The 17,473-nt window shown below is 60.0% G+C and carries 17 protein-coding genes; 7 read left to right on the top strand and 10 right to left on the bottom strand.

Annotation, left to right across the window (positions count from 1 at the left end; genetic code table 11):
- Positions 1–108 precede the first annotated feature (108 nt).
- Entirely contained in the window at positions 109–1,158 is a 1,050-nt protein-coding gene (locus HF679_RS18880; RefSeq protein ID WP_123757075.1) for an NAD(P)-dependent alcohol dehydrogenase, read from the top strand.
- Here the strand turns inward: HF679_RS18880 and HF679_RS18875 are convergent.
- The 6 genes from HF679_RS18875 to HF679_RS18850 form a co-directional block, all read right to left on the bottom strand.
- Positions 1,155–2,108, bottom strand: coding sequence for a GlxA family transcriptional regulator (locus tag HF679_RS18875; protein ID WP_123757074.1), 954 nt, complete (start codon positions 2,106–2,108; stop codon positions 1,155–1,157). The genes HF679_RS18880 and HF679_RS18875 overlap by 4 nt on opposite strands.
- Before the next feature lie 25 nt (positions 2,109–2,133).
- Complete coding sequence (locus tag HF679_RS18870; protein ID WP_123757073.1) at positions 2,134–2,913, bottom strand: MBL fold metallo-hydrolase; 780 nt, start codon at positions 2,911–2,913, stop codon at positions 2,134–2,136.
- A gap of 250 nt (positions 2,914–3,163) precedes the next feature.
- Positions 3,164–3,973: a lipoprotein NlpA gene (nlpA, locus tag HF679_RS18865; RefSeq protein ID WP_187043072.1), complete on the bottom strand. Its 810-nt coding sequence runs from the start codon at positions 3,971–3,973 to the stop codon at positions 3,164–3,166.
- 111 nt (positions 3,974–4,084) lie between these two features.
- Positions 4,085–5,131 carry a bifunctional transcriptional activator/DNA repair enzyme AdaA gene (locus HF679_RS18860; protein ID WP_187042287.1) on the bottom strand — a complete coding sequence of 349 codons (1,047 nt, stop codon included), beginning with the start codon at positions 5,129–5,131 and terminating at the stop codon, positions 4,085–4,087.
- Complete coding sequence (locus tag HF679_RS18855) at positions 5,118–5,891, bottom strand: isocitrate lyase/phosphoenolpyruvate mutase family protein (protein ID WP_123757069.1); 774 nt, start codon at positions 5,889–5,891, stop codon at positions 5,118–5,120. The genes HF679_RS18860 and HF679_RS18855 overlap by 14 nt, the downstream gene beginning before the upstream one ends.
- An 88-nt stretch (positions 5,892–5,979) precedes the next feature.
- A complete protein-coding gene (locus tag HF679_RS18850) occupies positions 5,980–6,885 on the bottom strand; it encodes a helix-turn-helix transcriptional regulator (RefSeq protein WP_123757068.1) in 906 nt (301 codons plus the stop codon).
- A gap of 118 nt (positions 6,886–7,003) precedes the next feature.
- Between HF679_RS18850 and HF679_RS18845 the strand changes: the two genes are divergently transcribed.
- The gene (locus HF679_RS18845) at positions 7,004–7,540 is read left to right on the top strand and encodes a carboxymuconolactone decarboxylase family protein (protein ID WP_123757067.1); all 537 of its coding nucleotides are present in this window, start codon (positions 7,004–7,006) and stop codon (positions 7,538–7,540) included.
- A gap of 16 nt (positions 7,541–7,556) precedes the next feature.
- Here the strand turns inward: HF679_RS18845 and HF679_RS18840 are convergent, their stop codons facing one another.
- The gene (locus HF679_RS18840; protein WP_154144412.1) at positions 7,557–8,027 is read right to left on the bottom strand and encodes a DUF1348 family protein; all 471 of its coding nucleotides are present in this window, start codon (positions 8,025–8,027) and stop codon (positions 7,557–7,559) included.
- A complete protein-coding gene (locus tag HF679_RS18835; RefSeq protein ID WP_123757065.1) occupies positions 8,027–8,656 on the bottom strand; it encodes a pyridoxamine 5'-phosphate oxidase family protein in 630 nt (209 codons plus the stop codon). The genes HF679_RS18840 and HF679_RS18835 overlap by 1 nt, the downstream gene beginning before the upstream one ends.
- Before the next feature lie 102 nt (positions 8,657–8,758).
- On the opposite strand from HF679_RS18835, the gene HF679_RS18830 reads away from it, so the two are divergent.
- Positions 8,759–9,673: a LysR family transcriptional regulator gene (locus HF679_RS18830; RefSeq protein WP_187042286.1), complete on the top strand. Its 915-nt coding sequence runs from the start codon at positions 8,759–8,761 to the stop codon at positions 9,671–9,673.
- On the opposite strand, the gene HF679_RS18825 is transcribed toward HF679_RS18830, so the two are convergent.
- Entirely contained in the window at positions 9,670–11,166 is a 1,497-nt protein-coding gene (locus tag HF679_RS18825) for an MDR family MFS transporter (protein WP_174509600.1), read from the bottom strand. The two genes, HF679_RS18830 and HF679_RS18825, sit on opposite strands and share 4 nt — an antisense overlap.
- Positions 11,167–11,246: 80 nt before the next feature.
- On the opposite strand from HF679_RS18825, the gene HF679_RS18820 reads away from it, so the two are divergent.
- Complete coding sequence (locus HF679_RS18820) at positions 11,247–11,894, top strand: TetR/AcrR family transcriptional regulator (protein ID WP_123757062.1); 648 nt, start codon at positions 11,247–11,249, stop codon at positions 11,892–11,894.
- 27 nt (positions 11,895–11,921) lie between these two features.
- Here HF679_RS18820 and HF679_RS18815 read toward each other — a convergent pair whose 3' ends face one another.
- On the bottom strand, positions 11,922–12,338 hold the full coding sequence (locus HF679_RS18815) for a GNAT family N-acetyltransferase (protein ID WP_123757061.1): 417 nt from the start codon (positions 12,336–12,338) through the stop codon (positions 11,922–11,924).
- Positions 12,339–12,537: 199 nt separating this feature from the next.
- Between HF679_RS18815 and HF679_RS18810 the strand changes: the two genes are divergently transcribed.
- The 3 genes from HF679_RS18810 (at position 12,538) to HF679_RS18800 (ending at position 17,473) form a co-directional block, all read left to right on the top strand.
- Positions 12,538–13,107: a TetR/AcrR family transcriptional regulator gene (locus HF679_RS18810; protein WP_123757060.1), complete on the top strand. Its 570-nt coding sequence runs from the start codon at positions 12,538–12,540 to the stop codon at positions 13,105–13,107.
- A gap of 134 nt (positions 13,108–13,241) precedes the next feature.
- Complete coding sequence (locus HF679_RS18805; protein ID WP_123757059.1) at positions 13,242–14,366, top strand: efflux RND transporter periplasmic adaptor subunit; 1,125 nt, start codon at positions 13,242–13,244, stop codon at positions 14,364–14,366.
- Positions 14,366–17,473: an efflux RND transporter permease subunit gene (locus HF679_RS18800; protein ID WP_187042285.1), complete on the top strand. Its 3,108-nt coding sequence runs from the start codon at positions 14,366–14,368 to the stop codon at positions 17,471–17,473. The genes HF679_RS18805 and HF679_RS18800 overlap by 1 nt, the downstream gene beginning before the upstream one ends.

The following is a 17,473-nucleotide window of genomic DNA, read 5'->3' as shown; positions in this document are numbered from 1 at the left end:
CTAATCGCGCCACGCCCGGCGCTGACCAGGCTACGCTTACCGTTGCCAACAACGATTCGTTCCCCCCTCCGGTTTCTTCAGCTCGAACATTCAGAAAGAGGTTTCGCTATGCAGATCAACGCTATTGGTACGTACTCCGCCACCCAACCGCTGAAAGCAATGGCCATCTCACGCCGCGACCCAGGCCCTCATGATGTGCAGATCGCTATCGATTTCTGCGGCGTCTGCCACTCGGACCTGCATCAGGCCCGTTCCGAATGGGCCGGCACGCTCTACCCTTGCGTGCCGGGGCACGAAATCGTCGGCCAGGTCACCGCCATCGGTAATCAGGTCTCGGGATTCAGCGTCGGCGACCTGGTGGGCGTCGGCTGCATGGTCGACAGCTGCAAAGCGTGTGAAGAGTGCGAAGCGGGGCTGGAAAACTACTGCGACCACATGGTGCTGACCTACAACGGCCCGACGGCCGATGAGCCCGGACACACCCTCGGCGGCTATTCACAGCAGGTGGTGGTACACCAGCGCTATGTGCTGCACGTCCGCCATCCGAAAGCCCAACTTGCCGCCGTGGCGCCGCTGCTCTGCGCCGGGATCACCACCTATTCTCCGCTGCGCCACTGGAACGTCGGGCCGGGGAAAAAAGTCGGTATCGTTGGTATTGGCGGGTTAGGACATATGGGGATCAAGTTGGCCCACGCCATGGGGGCCCACGTGGTGGCCTTTACCACCTCGGAATCCAAGCGTGAAGCGGCGAAAGAGCTGGGCGCCGATGAGGTGGTAGTCTCGCGCAACGACGACGAAATGGCCGCGCACCTGAAAAGCTTCGATTTTATTCTCAACACCGTGGCGGCACCGCACAACCTCGATGCCTTCACCACGCTGCTCAAGCGCGACGGCACGCTGACCCTGGTTGGCGCCCCGGCCACCCCGCATCCGTCACCGGAAATCTTCAATTTAATCTACCGCCGCCGCGCGATTGCCGGCTCGATGATTGGCGGGATCCCGGAAACCCAGGAGATGCTCGACTTCTGCGCCGAACACGGCATCGTCGCCGATATCGAACTGATTCGCGGCGATCAGATCAACGAAGCCTGGGAGAGAATGGTCAAAGGGGACGTGAAGTACCGCTTCGTGATCGACAGCGCCACCCTCGCCGGTTAAGGGCCACGCCGAAAGGTACGTCGCCACTCCCTCGGGCTCACGCCGAAGCGGGATTTAAACTGCTGGCGCCAGGTAACGGCGGAACGGAAGCCCACCATTTCCGCCACCTGCTCCACCGGCATATCTCCCGCTTCAAGCAGGACCTGGCTGCGCCGCAGACGCTCGGCGGTCAGCCAGTCGGCGATGCTCATGCCGGTGGCGTGGGCAAAATGGCGGGTGAGCGTCCGGCGGCTCATCGCCACCACCTGCGCCAGCGTGTCGAGGTTGTGCGGTTCGTGAATATGCTGCTGGAGATACTCCAGCAGGCCATTAATCCGCGCATCGCGGGTGTTTTTCGGCACCGGCTGGGCAATAAACTGCGCCTGGCCTCCCTCACGATGGGGCGGGACGATCAGCCGTCGGGCAATCTGGTTCGCCGCCAGGCTGCCAAAGCGCTGGCGGATAATGTACAGGCAGCAGTCCAGCGCCGCCGCGGTGCCCGCGGAGGTAATCATCCGCTGGTCATCGACGTACAGCGCGTTGATATCCAGCTGCACCTGGGGAAACAGCTGCTGAAACGCCTGCTCAAACTCCCAGTGGGTGGCGGCTCGTTTGCCATCCAGCAGCCCGGCATAGCCCAGCACAAAGGCGCCAAGGCACAGGCCGACAATCTCCGCCCCCTGTTCTCTGGCCCGCACCAGGTTGTCCAGCAGCGACTGCGGCGGGCGCTGATGCACCGCGCCCCAGAACGGCACCACCACGATATCGGCCTGCTCAAGAGCCTTAAAATCGGCGCTGGCGTTCAGCGCAAAACCGTCGCGGGCGGTCAACAATCCCGGCTGCTCGGCGCAGATCTGCAGGTTGAAACGCCGGGTGTCCGATACGCTGTCGCCAAACACCATGCAGGGAACCGAGTAGTGGAAAGGGCTAAAGCCATCCACGGCGACAATCGCGACATCGGTGAGTTTCATGGCGCCCTCCGTTCCCTACCACCGGTTAAAAGAAAAGACTTTCCCCATCCTGCGGGATACTGACCGCATCGGCAATCTGATTGTCAGCCACATACTCGCGCAGCTCCTCGCGGCTCAGCAGGCAGTGGTTAACCGCTTCGAGATGGATAGCCACAATGTGTGCTTCCGGCAGCGTGAAATGCGCTTTCAGTACATCCTCTTTGCCCATGATAATCGGGCCAAAACCGATCACATGCGCGTATCCGGCATTCAGCACCACCACGTCAGGGTGCAGTCGCCGCATGTCGGCTTCAATCTCCGGGCGCCAGATGGTATCGCCCACCAGCCACAGCGTTTTCTCCTGCGGATGGCGGAACACCACCCCGCAGGCCTCACCCAGGCGCTCCGCCATGGCCGGTACCGCATAGGTACGGTCACTACCGTGCTGCCCGGAGGTGGTTTTCTGCAGCGTCACGCCGTCAAACTCGCTGTGCTCAGACAGCAGACGAATATCGCTGAACCCCTGCCCACGCAGCAGCCCGGCATCGGCTTCATGCTGCACGAAAACCGGCAGCGCTTTCGGGATCGCAGCGATCGCCGCCTCGTCCCAGTGATCTTCGTGGGTATGGGTGACGATCGCGGCATCGACATCCACCAGCGTATTGACGGAAACAGGCAGCCCCACCAGCGGGTTACGACGTTCGGCCCGGGCGGTGCCGGCAAATCCCGGCCAGGCGCCCTGATCCGCCAGCATCGGGTCAATCAGGAATTTTTTACCTGCATACTCAATCAGTTGCGTTGCATTACGAATGTGGGTCATTTTCATGATGTTCACTCCTCTTCACGGTCATCTGGCGAACATCGTACGTCCCACCAGCCTGGTACAATATGGGCATTTGGGCAATGATCGATGAGATTGGGCCAACTTTGCGTGCTTGCCATCTGACTATGGCTTGCTCGTAATCAGGAGTAGGTCGGGATGGATGCGGATCAGGGTGAGGTGATAGGGCGGACTCTCTCTGGTACCGCTGCTGCATCTGATGATGCAGCAGCGGGGTTACATCACGGGCAGAGGATCACCAGCCGGGAACCGCGCCGCCGTTAAAGATAGTCTCCGCCGCTTTCGCCACTTCCGGCGACTGATAGGACTGGATGAATTCCTTCACGTTTTCGGCGTTTTTGTTCTCTTCGCGGGTCACGATGATATTCACGTACGGCGAGTTTTTATCTTCGATGAAAATCCCGTCACGCACCGGCGACAGCCCGGTTTGCTGCAGATAGGTGGTGCTGATGATCGCCACGTCGACTTTCGGGTCGTCGATCACCCGCGGCAGCTGCGCGCCTTCCAGCTCCATAATCTTCAGGTGATACGGGTTATCCGTGATATCAACCGCCGTCGGCAGCAGCCCGGTACCGGCCTTGAGGGTAATCAGCTTCTCCTGCTGTAACAGCAGCAGCGCGCGGCCAAGGTTGGTCGGATCGTTGGGAATGGCAATGGTCGCCCCGTCTTTCAGGTCGGCCACTGATTTTATTTTGCGCGAGTAGCCGGCCATCGGGAACACGAAGGTGTTACCGACGGCAACCAGATGATAGTTATGCGCTTTATTATCCTGCTCGAGGAACGGTCGGTGCTGGAAGACGTTAGCATCCAGATCCCCGGCGTTGGTCGATTCGTTCGGCAGCAGCGACCCGCTGAAGCCCACCAGTTCGACGTCCAGGCCGAACTTCTCTTTGGCGACCTTCTTCGCCACTTCCGCCACATCCTGTTCGGCGCCGTTAATCACGCCAACTTTAATATGTTTCGCATCACCGCTTTTTTGGTCGCAACCTGCCAGCAGCAGGCCCGCCAGCATCACTGCGGCGGCTGTCCGTAAACACAATTTCATCATTGTTATCCTGTCAGTCCATGAGAAAGTCATTATTATTTTCGAAGAAAACTATAACGGCTTTAAGACCAGTTTTTAAACACCCAAAACAGCAACAGGAAATAAAATCATCTAGCGATATTTCGCTTCATGCGCCAGCAGCCACGCCTTGCGCGCCAGCCCACCGCCGTAGCCGGTCAGCGAGCCATCTTTGCCGATAATACGATGACAGGGAATGACGATCGCCACCCGATTGGCGCCGTTGGCGTTGGCGACCGCCCGTACCGCGCCGGCGTTGCCCATCTGCTGCGCCAGCCCCTGATAATGTTCGGTGCTGCCGTACGCCACCGCCTGGAGCTGCTGCCACACCGTCTGCTGGAAATCGCTGCCCGGCGTCTCCAGGGTCAGGGAAAAATGGCGCCGCTGGCCAGCAAAATATTCGCCGATCTCCGCCACCGCCTGGCGCGTATGGTGATTCTCGCCGGCGATAATCCTCGCCGCGAGCAAGCGCTGAAGGTCGCGAAACTCCGTCTCCAGCATCCGCCGGTCGACAAACTCCAGCAGGCAAACCCCGCGCTCACTGGCGCAGACAAACATTGGGCCAATGGGCGTGGTAAAGCGGTGCAGCAGGATCACCTGCGCCGCCTCGCTGGGCGCGTGGCCGGTGAGTTTTTTACAGGTGTAGCCAAACCCGCTCAGCGAGTCGTATCCGCTGTCGAAGGCCACGTCGGTGGCGCGTCGTCCGCCCTTCAGCTCCTGCAGGGCGGTATTCACCCGCAACATCCGCTGAAAGGCCTGAAACGTCATGCCGTAGTGATGGGTAAACCAGCGCCGGATCCGCTCGGGGCTGATGTGCTGCTGACGCAGCTGGTCGTCACTGATCCGCACTTTCGGGTTGGCCCGCAGCTGCTGCATCACCTGCTCCACCATCGGCGGCGCGGAGCTGGCGTTTTCGGTGGGTCGGCAGATCTTACACGGGCGAAACCCGGCGCTGAGCGCGGCTTTAAAGTCGCGATAGAATTCGACGTTTTCCCGCTTCGGCTTGCGGGCGCGGCAGGTCGCCAGGCAAAACACGCCGGTGGTTTTCACCCCCACGAAAAAAACGCCCGCGTAGCCGGAGTCGCGGGCCAGCAGCGCGTCGTACCAGGTATCGCATAACCCGCTATCAGTCACCTGCATGGTCAAATACCTCTTTAAACGATCGTTGCTGCCGGACGGTTTTCAGCAGCCGGTACAGATGCCCTTGTTGCGCATCGTGCAGCGCATTGCCCATCGAAATACGCTTCACGCCCAGTTGCGCAAGCTGGTCATGATCGGGCAGCGCGGGCATCGCCATGACGTTCAGCGGCAGCGCCACCGCCGCAACCATTGCCGCTATATCCGCAGCCTCGGTCACGCAGGGCACAAACAGCCCGTCGGCACCGTGTCCGGCGTACAGCTGGCCCCGGGAAATGGTCTCCGCCAGCGCCTGGGGGTGGTTCAGTACAAAGGGATCGGTGCGGACATTGATAAACAGCGACACCCCCGCCTGCGCCAGCCCGGTGGCTATCTCCTGCAGACGCCGGGCAAAAGCCTGCGCTGCCGCCAGAGTCCGTACGCCCTCGTTCACCACGCTGTCTTCGAGATTGACGCCGACCACCCCGCTGTGCGCCAGGGCGAGCAGATTTTCTACCACCTCTTCTGCGCTGGCGCCATAGCCCGCTTCCATATCCACGCTGAGCGGTAACGCCACCCGGGCGCGAATGCGGGTGACCCGATACAGCAGTTCCGCGAACGGCAACGCTTCGCCATCGTCCAACCCCAGGCTGTGGGCGATCGCGGCGCTGGAGGTTCCTATCGCCGTATACCCGGCCTCGGCGGCGGCGCTGGCGCTGGTGACGTCCCAGACGTTGGCCAGCAGCAGTGGCGTGGCCTGGTGATGCTGTTGTGTGAAATCCATAGATCCTCCGGTGTTGTGGTGATATTGCGGATTCTGGCCTGTACGCCGCAGATGCAACAACCGAAAACCGGACGACTATTTTTTGCTGTTAGCGACGCCGCCACTCGCCGGGGGTCACGCCATACAGCTTCTTAAAGGTCTTTGAGAACGACGCCTGTGACTGAAATCCGCAGCGCCCGGCAATCACCTCGAGGTTGGTCTGCCGCTCAATGCGCAACAGGCGCGCGGCCATCGCCATCCGCAATTGCGAGAGCCACGCCTGCGGCGTCAGGTGATAGACGCGGGCAAAGTGACGCGCGAAGGTGGCGCGCGACAGAAACGCACGGGCGGCCATGCTCTCCAGCGTCCACGGCTGCTCCGGCGCCGCCAGCACCGCCAGCACCGCGGGCATCAGCCGTTCATCACTCATCAGGCGCAGCAGGCCCTCCGGCGGGGTGTCGCTGCCCAGCAGCGTGCGCAACAGGAATACCAGCAGCGTATCGCCGAGGCTGCGCACAATCGCCGCGCCGCCGGGGTGCTCCAGCAGGCTTTCGCGCACCAGTACGTCAAGCAGCAGCGCCAGCTCCGGGCACTCCGCCCGCTCGTCGGTATGCAGGTGAATCAGATCGGTCTCTTGCGCAAACAGCCAGCTAACGTGTGGCCCGAAGTAAAATTCCCCGCACAGCATCTCCAGCGCATCATGGTCGCTGCCGGTACGCACCTCGGTCACCGTGCCGTTAAAGCGGTGGGCGACGGGCAGGATCTGGCCCCACTCCACCAGGCTCTCCATCAGATGCGGCGAACCATGCGGCAGGAGGATCACATCCCCCGCCCGCATATGCCGGCTTTGTTTGCCGACCGTCAGCCGCCCCTCGCCGTGCAGGACAAAGTGCCACGGCACCACCCCACGGCGCATTTGCTCATGCCCGGCCTGCCAGCGGCCGCCAAACCGACAGTGCAGATTCACTTCACAACGCGGCGCCAGCAGCGCCAACAGATGACTGAGACTGTCCATGCCACTCCCTGAGACGATAAGACATAAATATGAGACGCAGAGCCTCAGTCTAGCACGCGGAACTTCCCTAAGATGACCTCATTGCCACGACATACCCTAACCCAGACAGGAGCACACTATGAGCCGTTTAACTGAGATTCATGAACAAGACGTCACCGGGAAAGCCGCCGAGATTTTTACCGGGATGAAGAAAGCGATGGGCAAGGTCCCGAACGCCTATCTGACCATTGGCGGCCATTCGCCGGCGGCGTTACAGCAGGCGCTGGCGCACAACGCGATGCTGAGCAAAGGCAGTCTGAACGCAAAAGAGCTGGAGGCCATTAACGTGGCGGTGAGCGAAGCCACCGGCTGTGATTATTGCCTGGCGGCACACACCCTGATGGCGAAAAAAGCGGGCTACAGCCGCGAGCAGATCCAGGCGCTGCGCCACGGTGATTATGCTGACGATGCCCGCATCAACACGCTGGTGACCTTCGTCCAGACGCTGGTGACGACCCGCGGCACCCTGCCAGAAGCGGAGGTCAGCGCGGTGCGCCACGCCGGCTTCAGCGACCAGCAGGTGATTGAGATCATCAGCGCGGTGAGCGCTATTCTGTTCACCAACATGGTGAACCGGGTGAATGACACCGTCGTCGACTTCCCGAAAGCGGATTAACCCGAAGCGCGCCTGTCTACAGCCCCAGTTCGCTCAGTCCCGGATGCGTATCCGGGCGGCACCCCTGAGGCCAGTGGAACAGGCGCTCGCTCTGCGCAATCGGCAGGTCGTTAATGCAGGCGTAGCGGGTATGCATCAGCCCATGCTCATCGAAGGCCCAGTTTTCGTTGCCGTAGGAGCGAAACCACTGGCCGCTATCATCACACCACTCGTAGGCAAACCGCACCGCGATACGCTCATCGCTCCATGCCCACAGCTCCTTGATTAAGCGATATTCCTGCTCTTTGTTCCATTTTCGCGTCAGGAAGTCGATGATTTCGGCCCGGCCATGCACAAACTCACTGCGGTTGCGCCACTCACTGTCGATGGTATAGGCCTGCGCCACTTTTTGCGCATCGCGGCTGTTCCAGCCATCTTCTGCGGCGCGCACCTTTTGCATCGCGCTTTCACGGGTAAACGGCGGTAATGGCGGACGGTGATCGGTCATCATGGCTCTCCTTTGAGGGTTAACTGTTGTTGCAGTCGTTGGTTTTCCTGCTCCAGTTCATGGATGCGCTGTTGCAGCGTCTGGCTGTATTCCGCGATCTGCTGCGGGCTGTAGCGCGGCGTAATATGCTGCGGGCAGTTCCAGTCGAATGCCTGAAGATGAAAGCGATAAATCCGTTCGACTCTGGCCCGATAGTTTTCCGGTGTGACCCGCGCCAGCAGTTCAGGCGCATCCTCCTTCGCCAGCACCTCAATGGTGGCATAAATTTTGAGCCTCGCACGCCGCGGGTAATCCATCAAAAACAGGCAGGCCCGGTCGCTACCGCGCAGGTTGCCGGTGGTGATGTACTGCCGGTTACCACCAAAATCGGCCATCGCCAGGGTGGTGTCATCGAGCAGGTGAAGAAATCCCGCAGGCCCACCGCGATGCTGGATGTAGGGCCAGCCGGTCTGGGAGATCGTCGCCAGGTAAAAACTGTCGCGGGTGGTAATCATCTCTTCTTCGCTGGCAGAGAAGCGCTCGCCCCGACGCGGACGGTGCGGGGACTGCCACATGCCGTCACTGCCCATTTCATGCTGCACATCCATCACATCAGGTGTGATGGCGATATCAAGAAAGTCGCCTGACATAACGCCTCCGGGTCCGGTATCACTGCGCTCATCATGGACTCTGCCGTCATAAATGATAATACTGGGATATTGAGAATCATCTTTCCGATAAACGGGATAATCATGGATCGCTTAAGCGCGATGGCACTGCTGGTGAAGGTCACGGAACTGGGCAGCATGTCGGCCGCGGCGCGCACGCTGCATATGCCGCTGACCACCGTCAGCCGCCACATCGCCGAACTGGAAAGCGCGCTCGGAGTGCGCCTGCTGATCCGCACCACCCGCAAACTGACGCTGACCGATGCCGGGGTCGATTATGTCGCTGCCGCGCGGCGCATTCTGGAAGAGGTGGAGCAGGCTGAGCGCCAGGCGGCGGGAGAATATCAGCAGCCGAAGGGGGAGCTGGTGATTGCGGCGCCGACGATGTTTGGCCGGCAGCACGTTTTACCGATAGTTACCGCTTTTCTCGCCAGTTACCCGCAAATTCGCATCCGTTTACTGCTCAGCGACCGCAATGCCGATCTGATTGACGACCATATTGACCTCGCGGTACGCATCGGCGTGTTGCCGAACAGCGGCATGGTCGCCATTCGCCTCGGCGAGATGCGCATCGTTACCTGCGCGCACCCGACGCTGCTGGAAAAGCACGGGACGCCGCAGCGCCCCAGTGAACTGAGCGCGCTCCCGACGATCCATATTGAATCGCCGATGCCCTATAACGGCTGGCGCTTTAACGCGCCGGCGGCGGAAGACCGGCTGGTCGTGCTGCAGCCGGTGCTCGGGGTCACCACCCCGGAGAGCGCGGCGGACGCCGCACGGCTGGGGGCCGGCGTTGCGCGCCTGCTGCACTATCAGGCCATCGATGGCCTGGCCTGCGGAGAGCTCCGGCTGGTACTGGAAACCGTCGAGCCGCCAGCGGCGCCGGTCCATCTGCTGTATCCCGCTCGTGAACTGGCGCCGCTGAAGCTGCGGAAATTTCTCGATTTCGCCACCCCCGCGCTGCGTCAGGCGCTGCGACGGATCGCGGCAACCGGTTAGTCCATCGCCTTTTTCAACGGCACCTCTTTCAGCAACCACGACAGCAGGAACGCCACCGCCATGATGCAGGCCGCCATCAGGAAGGCAGCATGGATCGCCGAGCCAAACGCATCGAGATAATCGAGACGGATCTCAGACGGCAGGTTCTGTACCGCCGCCGGGTTCAGCGCCCGCGGCAGTTCGGCCCCTTCCGGCAACAGACGCTGGAGGTTGTTTTGCAGCACGTGGGTAAACACCGCACCAAACAGCGCCACCCCAATGGAGCCGCCAATCGAGCGGAACAGCGTCACCCCGGAGGTCGCCACGCCGTACATCTGCGCCGGCATCGCGTTCTGCACGGCCAGCACCAGCACCTGCATTACCAGTCCCAGCCCCATACCCAGCACGCCGGTAAACAGATACAGCTGCCACATCGGCGAATGGATCGTAATCCGCGTCAGCAGCAACATCCCGACCATACCTAACAGCGTCCCGAGAATCGGAAACAGGCGGTATTTCCCGGTACGGCTGATGATGCGTCCGCTGATGATCGACGTCAGTAGCAGGCCGCCCATCAGCGGGATCAGCTGCAGTCCGGCTTCGGTCGGGGTTGCCGCCTTCACCACCTGCAGATAGAGCGGCAGGAAGGTGACCGAGCCAAACAGCGCCATCCCGATAACAAAACCAATCATGCTGCACAGCAGGAAGCTGCGGTTACGGAACAGGGAGAGCGGAATGATCGGTTCTGCGGCAATCCGCTCTTCATAAATAAAGCCGATGACCCCCACCACGCCAAAGGCCAGAATGCACCACAGCTGCGGGTCGTTCCACGCGCGCACGCTGCCGCCTTCGGAAGTAAACAGGATGATGCACAGCAGCGCCATACTCAGGTAAATCGCGCCCAGCCAGTCCACCTGGTGCTGGCTACGTTTATTGCTGCTGTGGAACACCGCGCCGATCACCAGCAGCGCAAACAGCCCCAGCGGCAGGTTGATGTAAAAAATCCAGCGCCACGAGGCGTGCTGCACCAGGAACCCGCCGATGAGCGGCCCGATCACCGTGGCCAGGCCAAATACGCCACCGAACAACCCCTGATAGCGGCCACGGTTAGCCGGCGGGATCACGTCGGCAACTGCCGCCATGCTAATCACCATCAGACCGCCGCCGCCCAGCCCCTGCAAGGCACGCATCAGCACCAGCTGCGTCATATTCTGCGCCACGCCGCACAGCGCGGACCCGACCAGAAACAGGACGATCGCCACCTGCAGCACGATTTTGCGGCCATACAGATCGCCAAATTTGCCGTACAGCGGCACCACAATCGTCGAGCTAAGAATATAGGCGGTCACCACCCAGGAGAGCTTATCCAGCCCGCCCAGCTCGCCGACAATCGTCGGCAGTGCGGTTGACACAATGGTCTGATCCAGCGCCGACAGCAGCATCACCAGCAGCAGCGCGCTGAACAGTAAACGGATCGACGGCGCAGGTTGTTGGGTCGTGATTTGAGACGTCATCTCATCACTCACTTGAAATTAATTAAATGTATAATTAATATTTAGGGAAATGATGAATCACGTCAAGAGAACATTCCGAAATGCGCGCACAAAAAGACAATGATGTCCCTCGCCGCCCTGGCCGTCCGCGGGGTAAAAAACCCGGTACGGCCAACCGCGAACAGCTAATGGATATTGCCCTTGCGCTGTTTGCCCGTCAGGGCATCGGCCATACCTCGCTCAATGCGATCGCCAAAGAAGCGGGGGTCACCCCGGCGATGCTGCATTACTACTTCAGCTCGCGGGAAGCGTTGGTGGACCAGCTGCTGGAAGAACGTTTCATGCCGCTGCGTCACCAGATCAGCAAGATTTTCGTCGCCCATGCGGACGACCCGGTCACCGCCCTCACGCTGCTGATTGACGAGCTGGGCACCCTGGCGGAGCAACACGCCTGGTTTGCGCCCCTGTGGATGCAGGAGATGATCGGCGAGATGCCGGTGCTGCGCCAGCATATACATGCCCGCTTCGGCGAAGAGCGCTATCACCTGATGCTGAATACGGTCACACGCTGGCAGGAGGAGGGCAAAATCAACCCGGCCCTGTCGCCAGCGCTGCTGTTTACCTCGCTGATTAGCCTGGTGCTGGTGCCGTTCTCGCGCCTGCGTACCGATGAACGTTTAGCGGCGATCACCCGCCAGAACATCGTTGACCATGCGCTGGCGCTGCTCCGACAGGGCATTGCGGGATAGGCCACGAAGCGGCACTCCCCGGCAGGGCTATAGCGCCTTCGAGAGATAGTGGCGCTCCATGCCGACGTGGGGGAAATCCGGGAGCGACATCTGCAGCTGATAGCCCTGTTTTTGGTAGAACGGCAGGGCCTGAAAGCTAAAGGTATCGACCAGCACATGGCGACACCCCGCCTCCCGCGCCTGGTTTTCCGCCTCACGCATCAGCTGGCTGCCCAGGCCGCCGCCGCGCTGCGCCTCGCTGACCCATAAATAGTCAATACACAACCAGTTAGCCTTTCTTTTGGCAATCAGTCCGCCCAACATGACCCCCGCTTCGTCACGGATATAGACGCCGGTTTCACCAAATTGTGTCGCATCGAGATACCGCAGATTATATTCTCGTAGTCCTGCGAACAACTCTTCCTGATCCGCCGGATTAATGCTTTTTGTTATTATTAATGCCATCTTAATTCTCCATAATTGAATATTTATAAGAAATACCTATACCTTAAATTCACAAAAAATACTTAATTTCTCCATTATTTGCTGCGTAAATTCCCTGAGCATTTTTTTAATCAAAAAAACCTTTCCATCATTCGCTGAAACCGTATAATGACGAAAAATGAGAACGATCGTTCTCACTCTTCATTCCGAGGATAACACCATGAGCAGCGCACTGGCCGACCGACAAAAACGCCGACAGGATGAGATCATCGCTGCCGCACGCCACTGCTTTCGCCATCATGGTTTCCACGGGGCCAGCATGGCGAACATCGCCAGCCAGGCCAGCCTGAGCGTCGGGCAAATCTATCGTTACTTTGCCAATAAAGACGCCATCATTGAAGAAATGATCCGCCGTATCATTGATTACCGCATCACTAAAATGGACGGGAATACCCAGACGGATGAGATCCCCCGCGTGCTTGCCCACCGGGAAACGCTGGATGAAGATGATGACGCATTGATGTTAGAAATGGCGGCAGAAGCGACGCGTAACCCGCAAATCGCCGCCATGATGGTCGAGGCCGACAAACGTATGTTTGCTAACGCCTGCGCGCACATACAAAAGACCTATCCGCACCTCAGCGAGGAACGTGTTCGTTGTTGCGTAGAAGTCACCGCAGTGATGATGGAAGGGACGATTTATCGGCGCCTGGTTCCGCAAACCGTAGAGCCAGAGATACTCGAGAAACTGTATCGGGAAATAACCACTATGTTATTAACGGATAAATAATTAACCACCATCAATAGAACGGGAATATTGCATTCCCTTTTCGTCGTTTCCGTTTCGCGGAAATGCGTCATCAGCTGGCCACAACCTCGTTATTGAAATAACGAGGAGGACGTCGTTCATCCTGAGAATATATAATGAAATATACAATACTCCCCATCGCAGCGGCACTATTACTCCTCAGCGGATGTGATAATGCGCAAACATCCGCTCCCCCGCAGATGACGCCGGAAGTTGGTGTTGTCACCCTGAAAAATCAATCGGTTTCAGTGATCAGCGAGCTGACCGGACGCACCACGGCATCGCTAAGCGCGGAAGTGCGCCCGCAGGTTGGCGGCATTATTCAAAAACGCCTGTTTACCGAAGGGGATATGGTGAAAGCCGGACAGGCGCTGTATCAAATCGACCCTTCCAGCTATCGTGCGACCTACAACCAATCCGCCGCCGCCCTGAAACAGGCGCAGGCGCTGGTGATCTCCGACTGTCAGAAAGCCCAGCGCTATGCGGTGCTGGTGAAGGAAAATGGCGTGTCTCGCCAGGATGCCGACGATGCGATGTCTACCTGTAACCAGGACAAAGCCAGCGTAGAGTCGCAAAAAGCGGCCCTCGAAAGCGCGCGCATCAACCTCGACTGGACGACCGTCACCTCGCCGATCGCCGGGCGTATTGGTATCTCCTCCGTCACCCCGGGCGCGCTGGTGTCTGCCGATCAGGATACCGCGCTGGCCACCGTTCGCGGCCTCGACACCATGTATGTCGACCTCACCCGCTCCAGCGTCGATCTGCTGCGCTTGCGCAAACAGACCCTGGCCACCAACAGCGACACCCTCAGCGTCTCTCTGACCCTGGAAGATGGCAGCACCTATAGCGAGAAAGGCCGCCTGGCGTTGACGGAAGTGGCGGTGGATGAGTCCACCGGCTCGGTCACGCTGCGCGCGGTCTTCCCTAACCCGCAGCACGTCCTGTTGCCGGGGATGTTCGTGCGCGCCCACGTCGATGAAGGGGTCATGGACGATGCGATTCTGGCGCCTCAGCAGGGGATTACCCGCGATGCCAAAGGCACCGCCACCGCACTGATCGTCGACAGCAGCAACAAAGTGGAACAGCGTGAAGTGGAAACCGGCGAAACCTATGGCGACAAATGGCTGGTGGTTACCGGTCTGAAGGCCGGCGATAAACTGATTGTCGAAGGCACCTCGAAGGTCAGCATTGGCCAGCAGGTCAAAGCGGTCGAAGCCACCACTAACGGGGGCAATGCCTGATGTTCTCTCGCTTCTTCGTGCGACGCCCGGTCTTTGCCTGGGTTATCGCGATTCTGATTATGCTCGCCGGGGTCCTGGCCATCCGCACCTTGCCGGTTGCCCAGTATCCTGACGTGGCGCCGCCGGCGGTGAAAATCTCCGCCACCTATACCGGGGCCTCTGCGGAAACCCTGGAAAACAGCGTGACCCAGGTTATCGAACAGCAGCTCACCGGGCTGGATAACCTGCTTTACTTTACCTCCACCAGCAGCTCCGACGGCTCGGTCAGCATTACCGTGACCTTCGAGCAGGGTACCGACCCGGACACCGCCCAGGTGCAGGTACAGAACAAAGTTCAGCAGGCGGAATCTCGTCTGCCGAGCGAAGTGCAGCAGGCCGGCGTGACGGTGGAAAAATCGCAGAGCAGCTTCCTGCTGATCCTCGCGGTGTATGACAAAACCAACCGCGCCACCAGCTCCGATATTTCCGACTGGCTGGTCAGTAATATGCAGGACCCGCTGGCGCGTATCGAAGGGGTCGGGAGTCTGCAGGTGTTCGGTGCCGAATACGCCATGCGCATCTGGATGGACCCGACCAAACTGGCCTCCTTCGCGCTAATGCCGTCGGACGTGCAGTCGGCCATTGAAGCGCAGAACGTGCAGGTCTCTGCGGGCAAGATCGGCGCCCTGCCGTCTTCGAACGCGCAGCAGCTCACCGCCACCGTGCGCGCCCAGTCCCGTCTGCAAACGGTCGATCAGTTCAAGAATATTATCGTCAAAAGTAAATCCGACGGCTCCGTCGTGCGCGTCAGCGATGTCGCTCGCGTGGAGATGGGGAGTGAAGATTACACCGCGCTGGCTAACCTCAACGGCCACCCGGCGGCGGGTATCGCGGTGATGATGGCGCCAGGGGCCAACGCCCTTGATACCTCCACGCTGGTGAAGGACAAAATCAACGAGTACCGCCACCAGATGCCGGCGGGCTACGATATTGCCTACCCGAAAGACAGCACCGAATTTATTAAAATCTCCATCGAGGACGTGATTCAAACGCTGATTGAAGCCATCGTGCTGGTGATCTGCGTGATGTACCTGTTCCTGCAAAACTTCCGCGCCACGCTGATCCCGGCGGTGGCGGTGCCGGTGGTGCTGCTCGGTACCTTTGGCGTGCTGGCGCTGTTCGGCTACTCCATCAACACCCTGACCCTGTTTGCAATGGTGCTGGCCATCGGCCTGCTGGTCGATGACGCCATCGTGGTGGTGGAAAACGTCGAACGTATCATGCGTGACGAAGGGCTTTCCGCCCTTGAAGCCACCGAGAAATCGATGGGGGAAATCACCGGGGCGCTGATCGCCATCGCCCTTGTGCTGTCGGCGGTATTCCTGCCGATGGCCTTCTTCGGCGGCTCGACCGGGGTTATCTATCGCCAGTTCTCGGTGACCATTATCTCCGCGATGATGCTGTCGGTGGTGGTGGCGTTAACCTTAACCCCGGCGCTGTGCGGCGCGCTGCTCAGCCACTCCAAACCGCATACCACCGGCTTCTTTGGCGCCTTTAACCGCCTGTGGGGCCGTACCGAACAGGGCTATCAGCATCGTGTTATTGGCGGCCTGCGCCGCTCGGTGATCATGATGGGGGCCTTCGCGGTGATCTGCGCTGGTATGGCGCTGGCGATGTGGAAACTGCCGGGCAGCTTCCTGCCGGTCGAGGATCAGGGCGAAATCATGGTCCAGTACACCCTGCCGGCAGGCGCCACCGCGGTGCGAACCGCAGAAGTGCGCCGCCAGGTCACCGACTGGTTCCTGACCAAAGAGAAAGACAACACCGACGTTATCTTTACCGTCGATGGCTTCAGCTTCAGCGGCAGCGGACAAAACGCCGGGATGGCCTTCGTCTCGCTGAAAAACTGGTCCGAACGTAAAGGGGCAGAAAACACCGCCCAGGCGATTGCCCTGCGCGCCACCAAAGAGCTCGGCAGCATTCGCGATGCCTCCCTGTTTGCGATGATCCCGCCGTCGGTGGACGGCCTGGGTCAAAGCAACGGCTTTACCTTCGAGCTGATGTCCAGCGGCGGCACCGACCGCGATAGACTGATGAAGATGCGTACCCAGCTGCTGGCGGCGGCGAATCAAAGTACGGAACTCCAGTCGGTCCGTGCCAACGACCTGCCGCAGATGCCGCAACTACAGGTGGACATCGACAACAACAAGGCCGTCTCGCTGGGCCTGTCGCTGAGCGATGTAACCGACACGCTCTCCAGCGCCTGGGGCGGGACCTACGTCAACGACTTTATCGACCGTGGCCGAGTGAAAAAGGTCTATATCCAGGGCGATAGCGAGGCGCGCGCCGTCCCGTCTGATCTCAACAAATGGTTTGTCCGCGGCAGCGACGATAGCATGACGCCGTTCTCCGCCTTCGCCAGCACCCACTGGGAGTATGGCCCGGAAAGCCTGGTGCGCTACAACGGCTCTGCCGCCTTTGAAATCCAGGGTGAGAACGCCAGCGGCTTCAGCTCTGGCGCAGCGATGGACAAGATGGAAGCGTTAGCCAACAACCTGCCAGCTGGAACCACCTGGGCATGGAGCGGCTTGTCGCTGCAGGAAAAACTGGCCAGCGGCCAGGCGATGAGCCTCTACGCCATCTCGATTCTGGTGGTGTTCCTGTGCCTGGCGGCGCTGTATGAGAGCTGGTCGGTGCCGTTCTCGGTGATCATGGTTATCCCGCTGGGTCTGCTCGGTGCCGCGCTGGCGGCCTGGATGCGCGATCTCAGCAACGATGTCTACTTCCAGGTGGCGCTGTTGACCACCATCGGCCTGTCGTCGAAGAACGCCATCCTGATCGTCGAGTTTGCCGAAGCGGCGGTTGATGAGGGCTACTCGCTGTCACGTGCTGCACTGCGCGCGGCGCAAACCCGTCTGCGCCCTATCGTGATGACCTCGCTGGCGTTTGTCGCCGGGGTGCTGCCGCTGGCGGTCGCTACCGGGGCCGGGGCCAACAGCCGTGTGGCGATCGGTACCGGCATTATCGGTGGGACCCTGACCGCCACGCTGCTGGCGATCTTCTTCGTTCCCCTGTTCTTTGTGCTGGTGAAACGTCTGTTCACCCGCCGACGCCCCACTCAGGAGTAA

The sequence above is a fragment of the Enterobacter sp. JUb54 genome, assembly GCF_014298075.1.
GTDB classification, from domain to species: domain Bacteria; phylum Pseudomonadota; class Gammaproteobacteria; order Enterobacterales; family Enterobacteriaceae; genus Klebsiella; species Klebsiella lignicola.
This window is presented reverse-complemented; position numbering and strand designations above follow the sequence as displayed.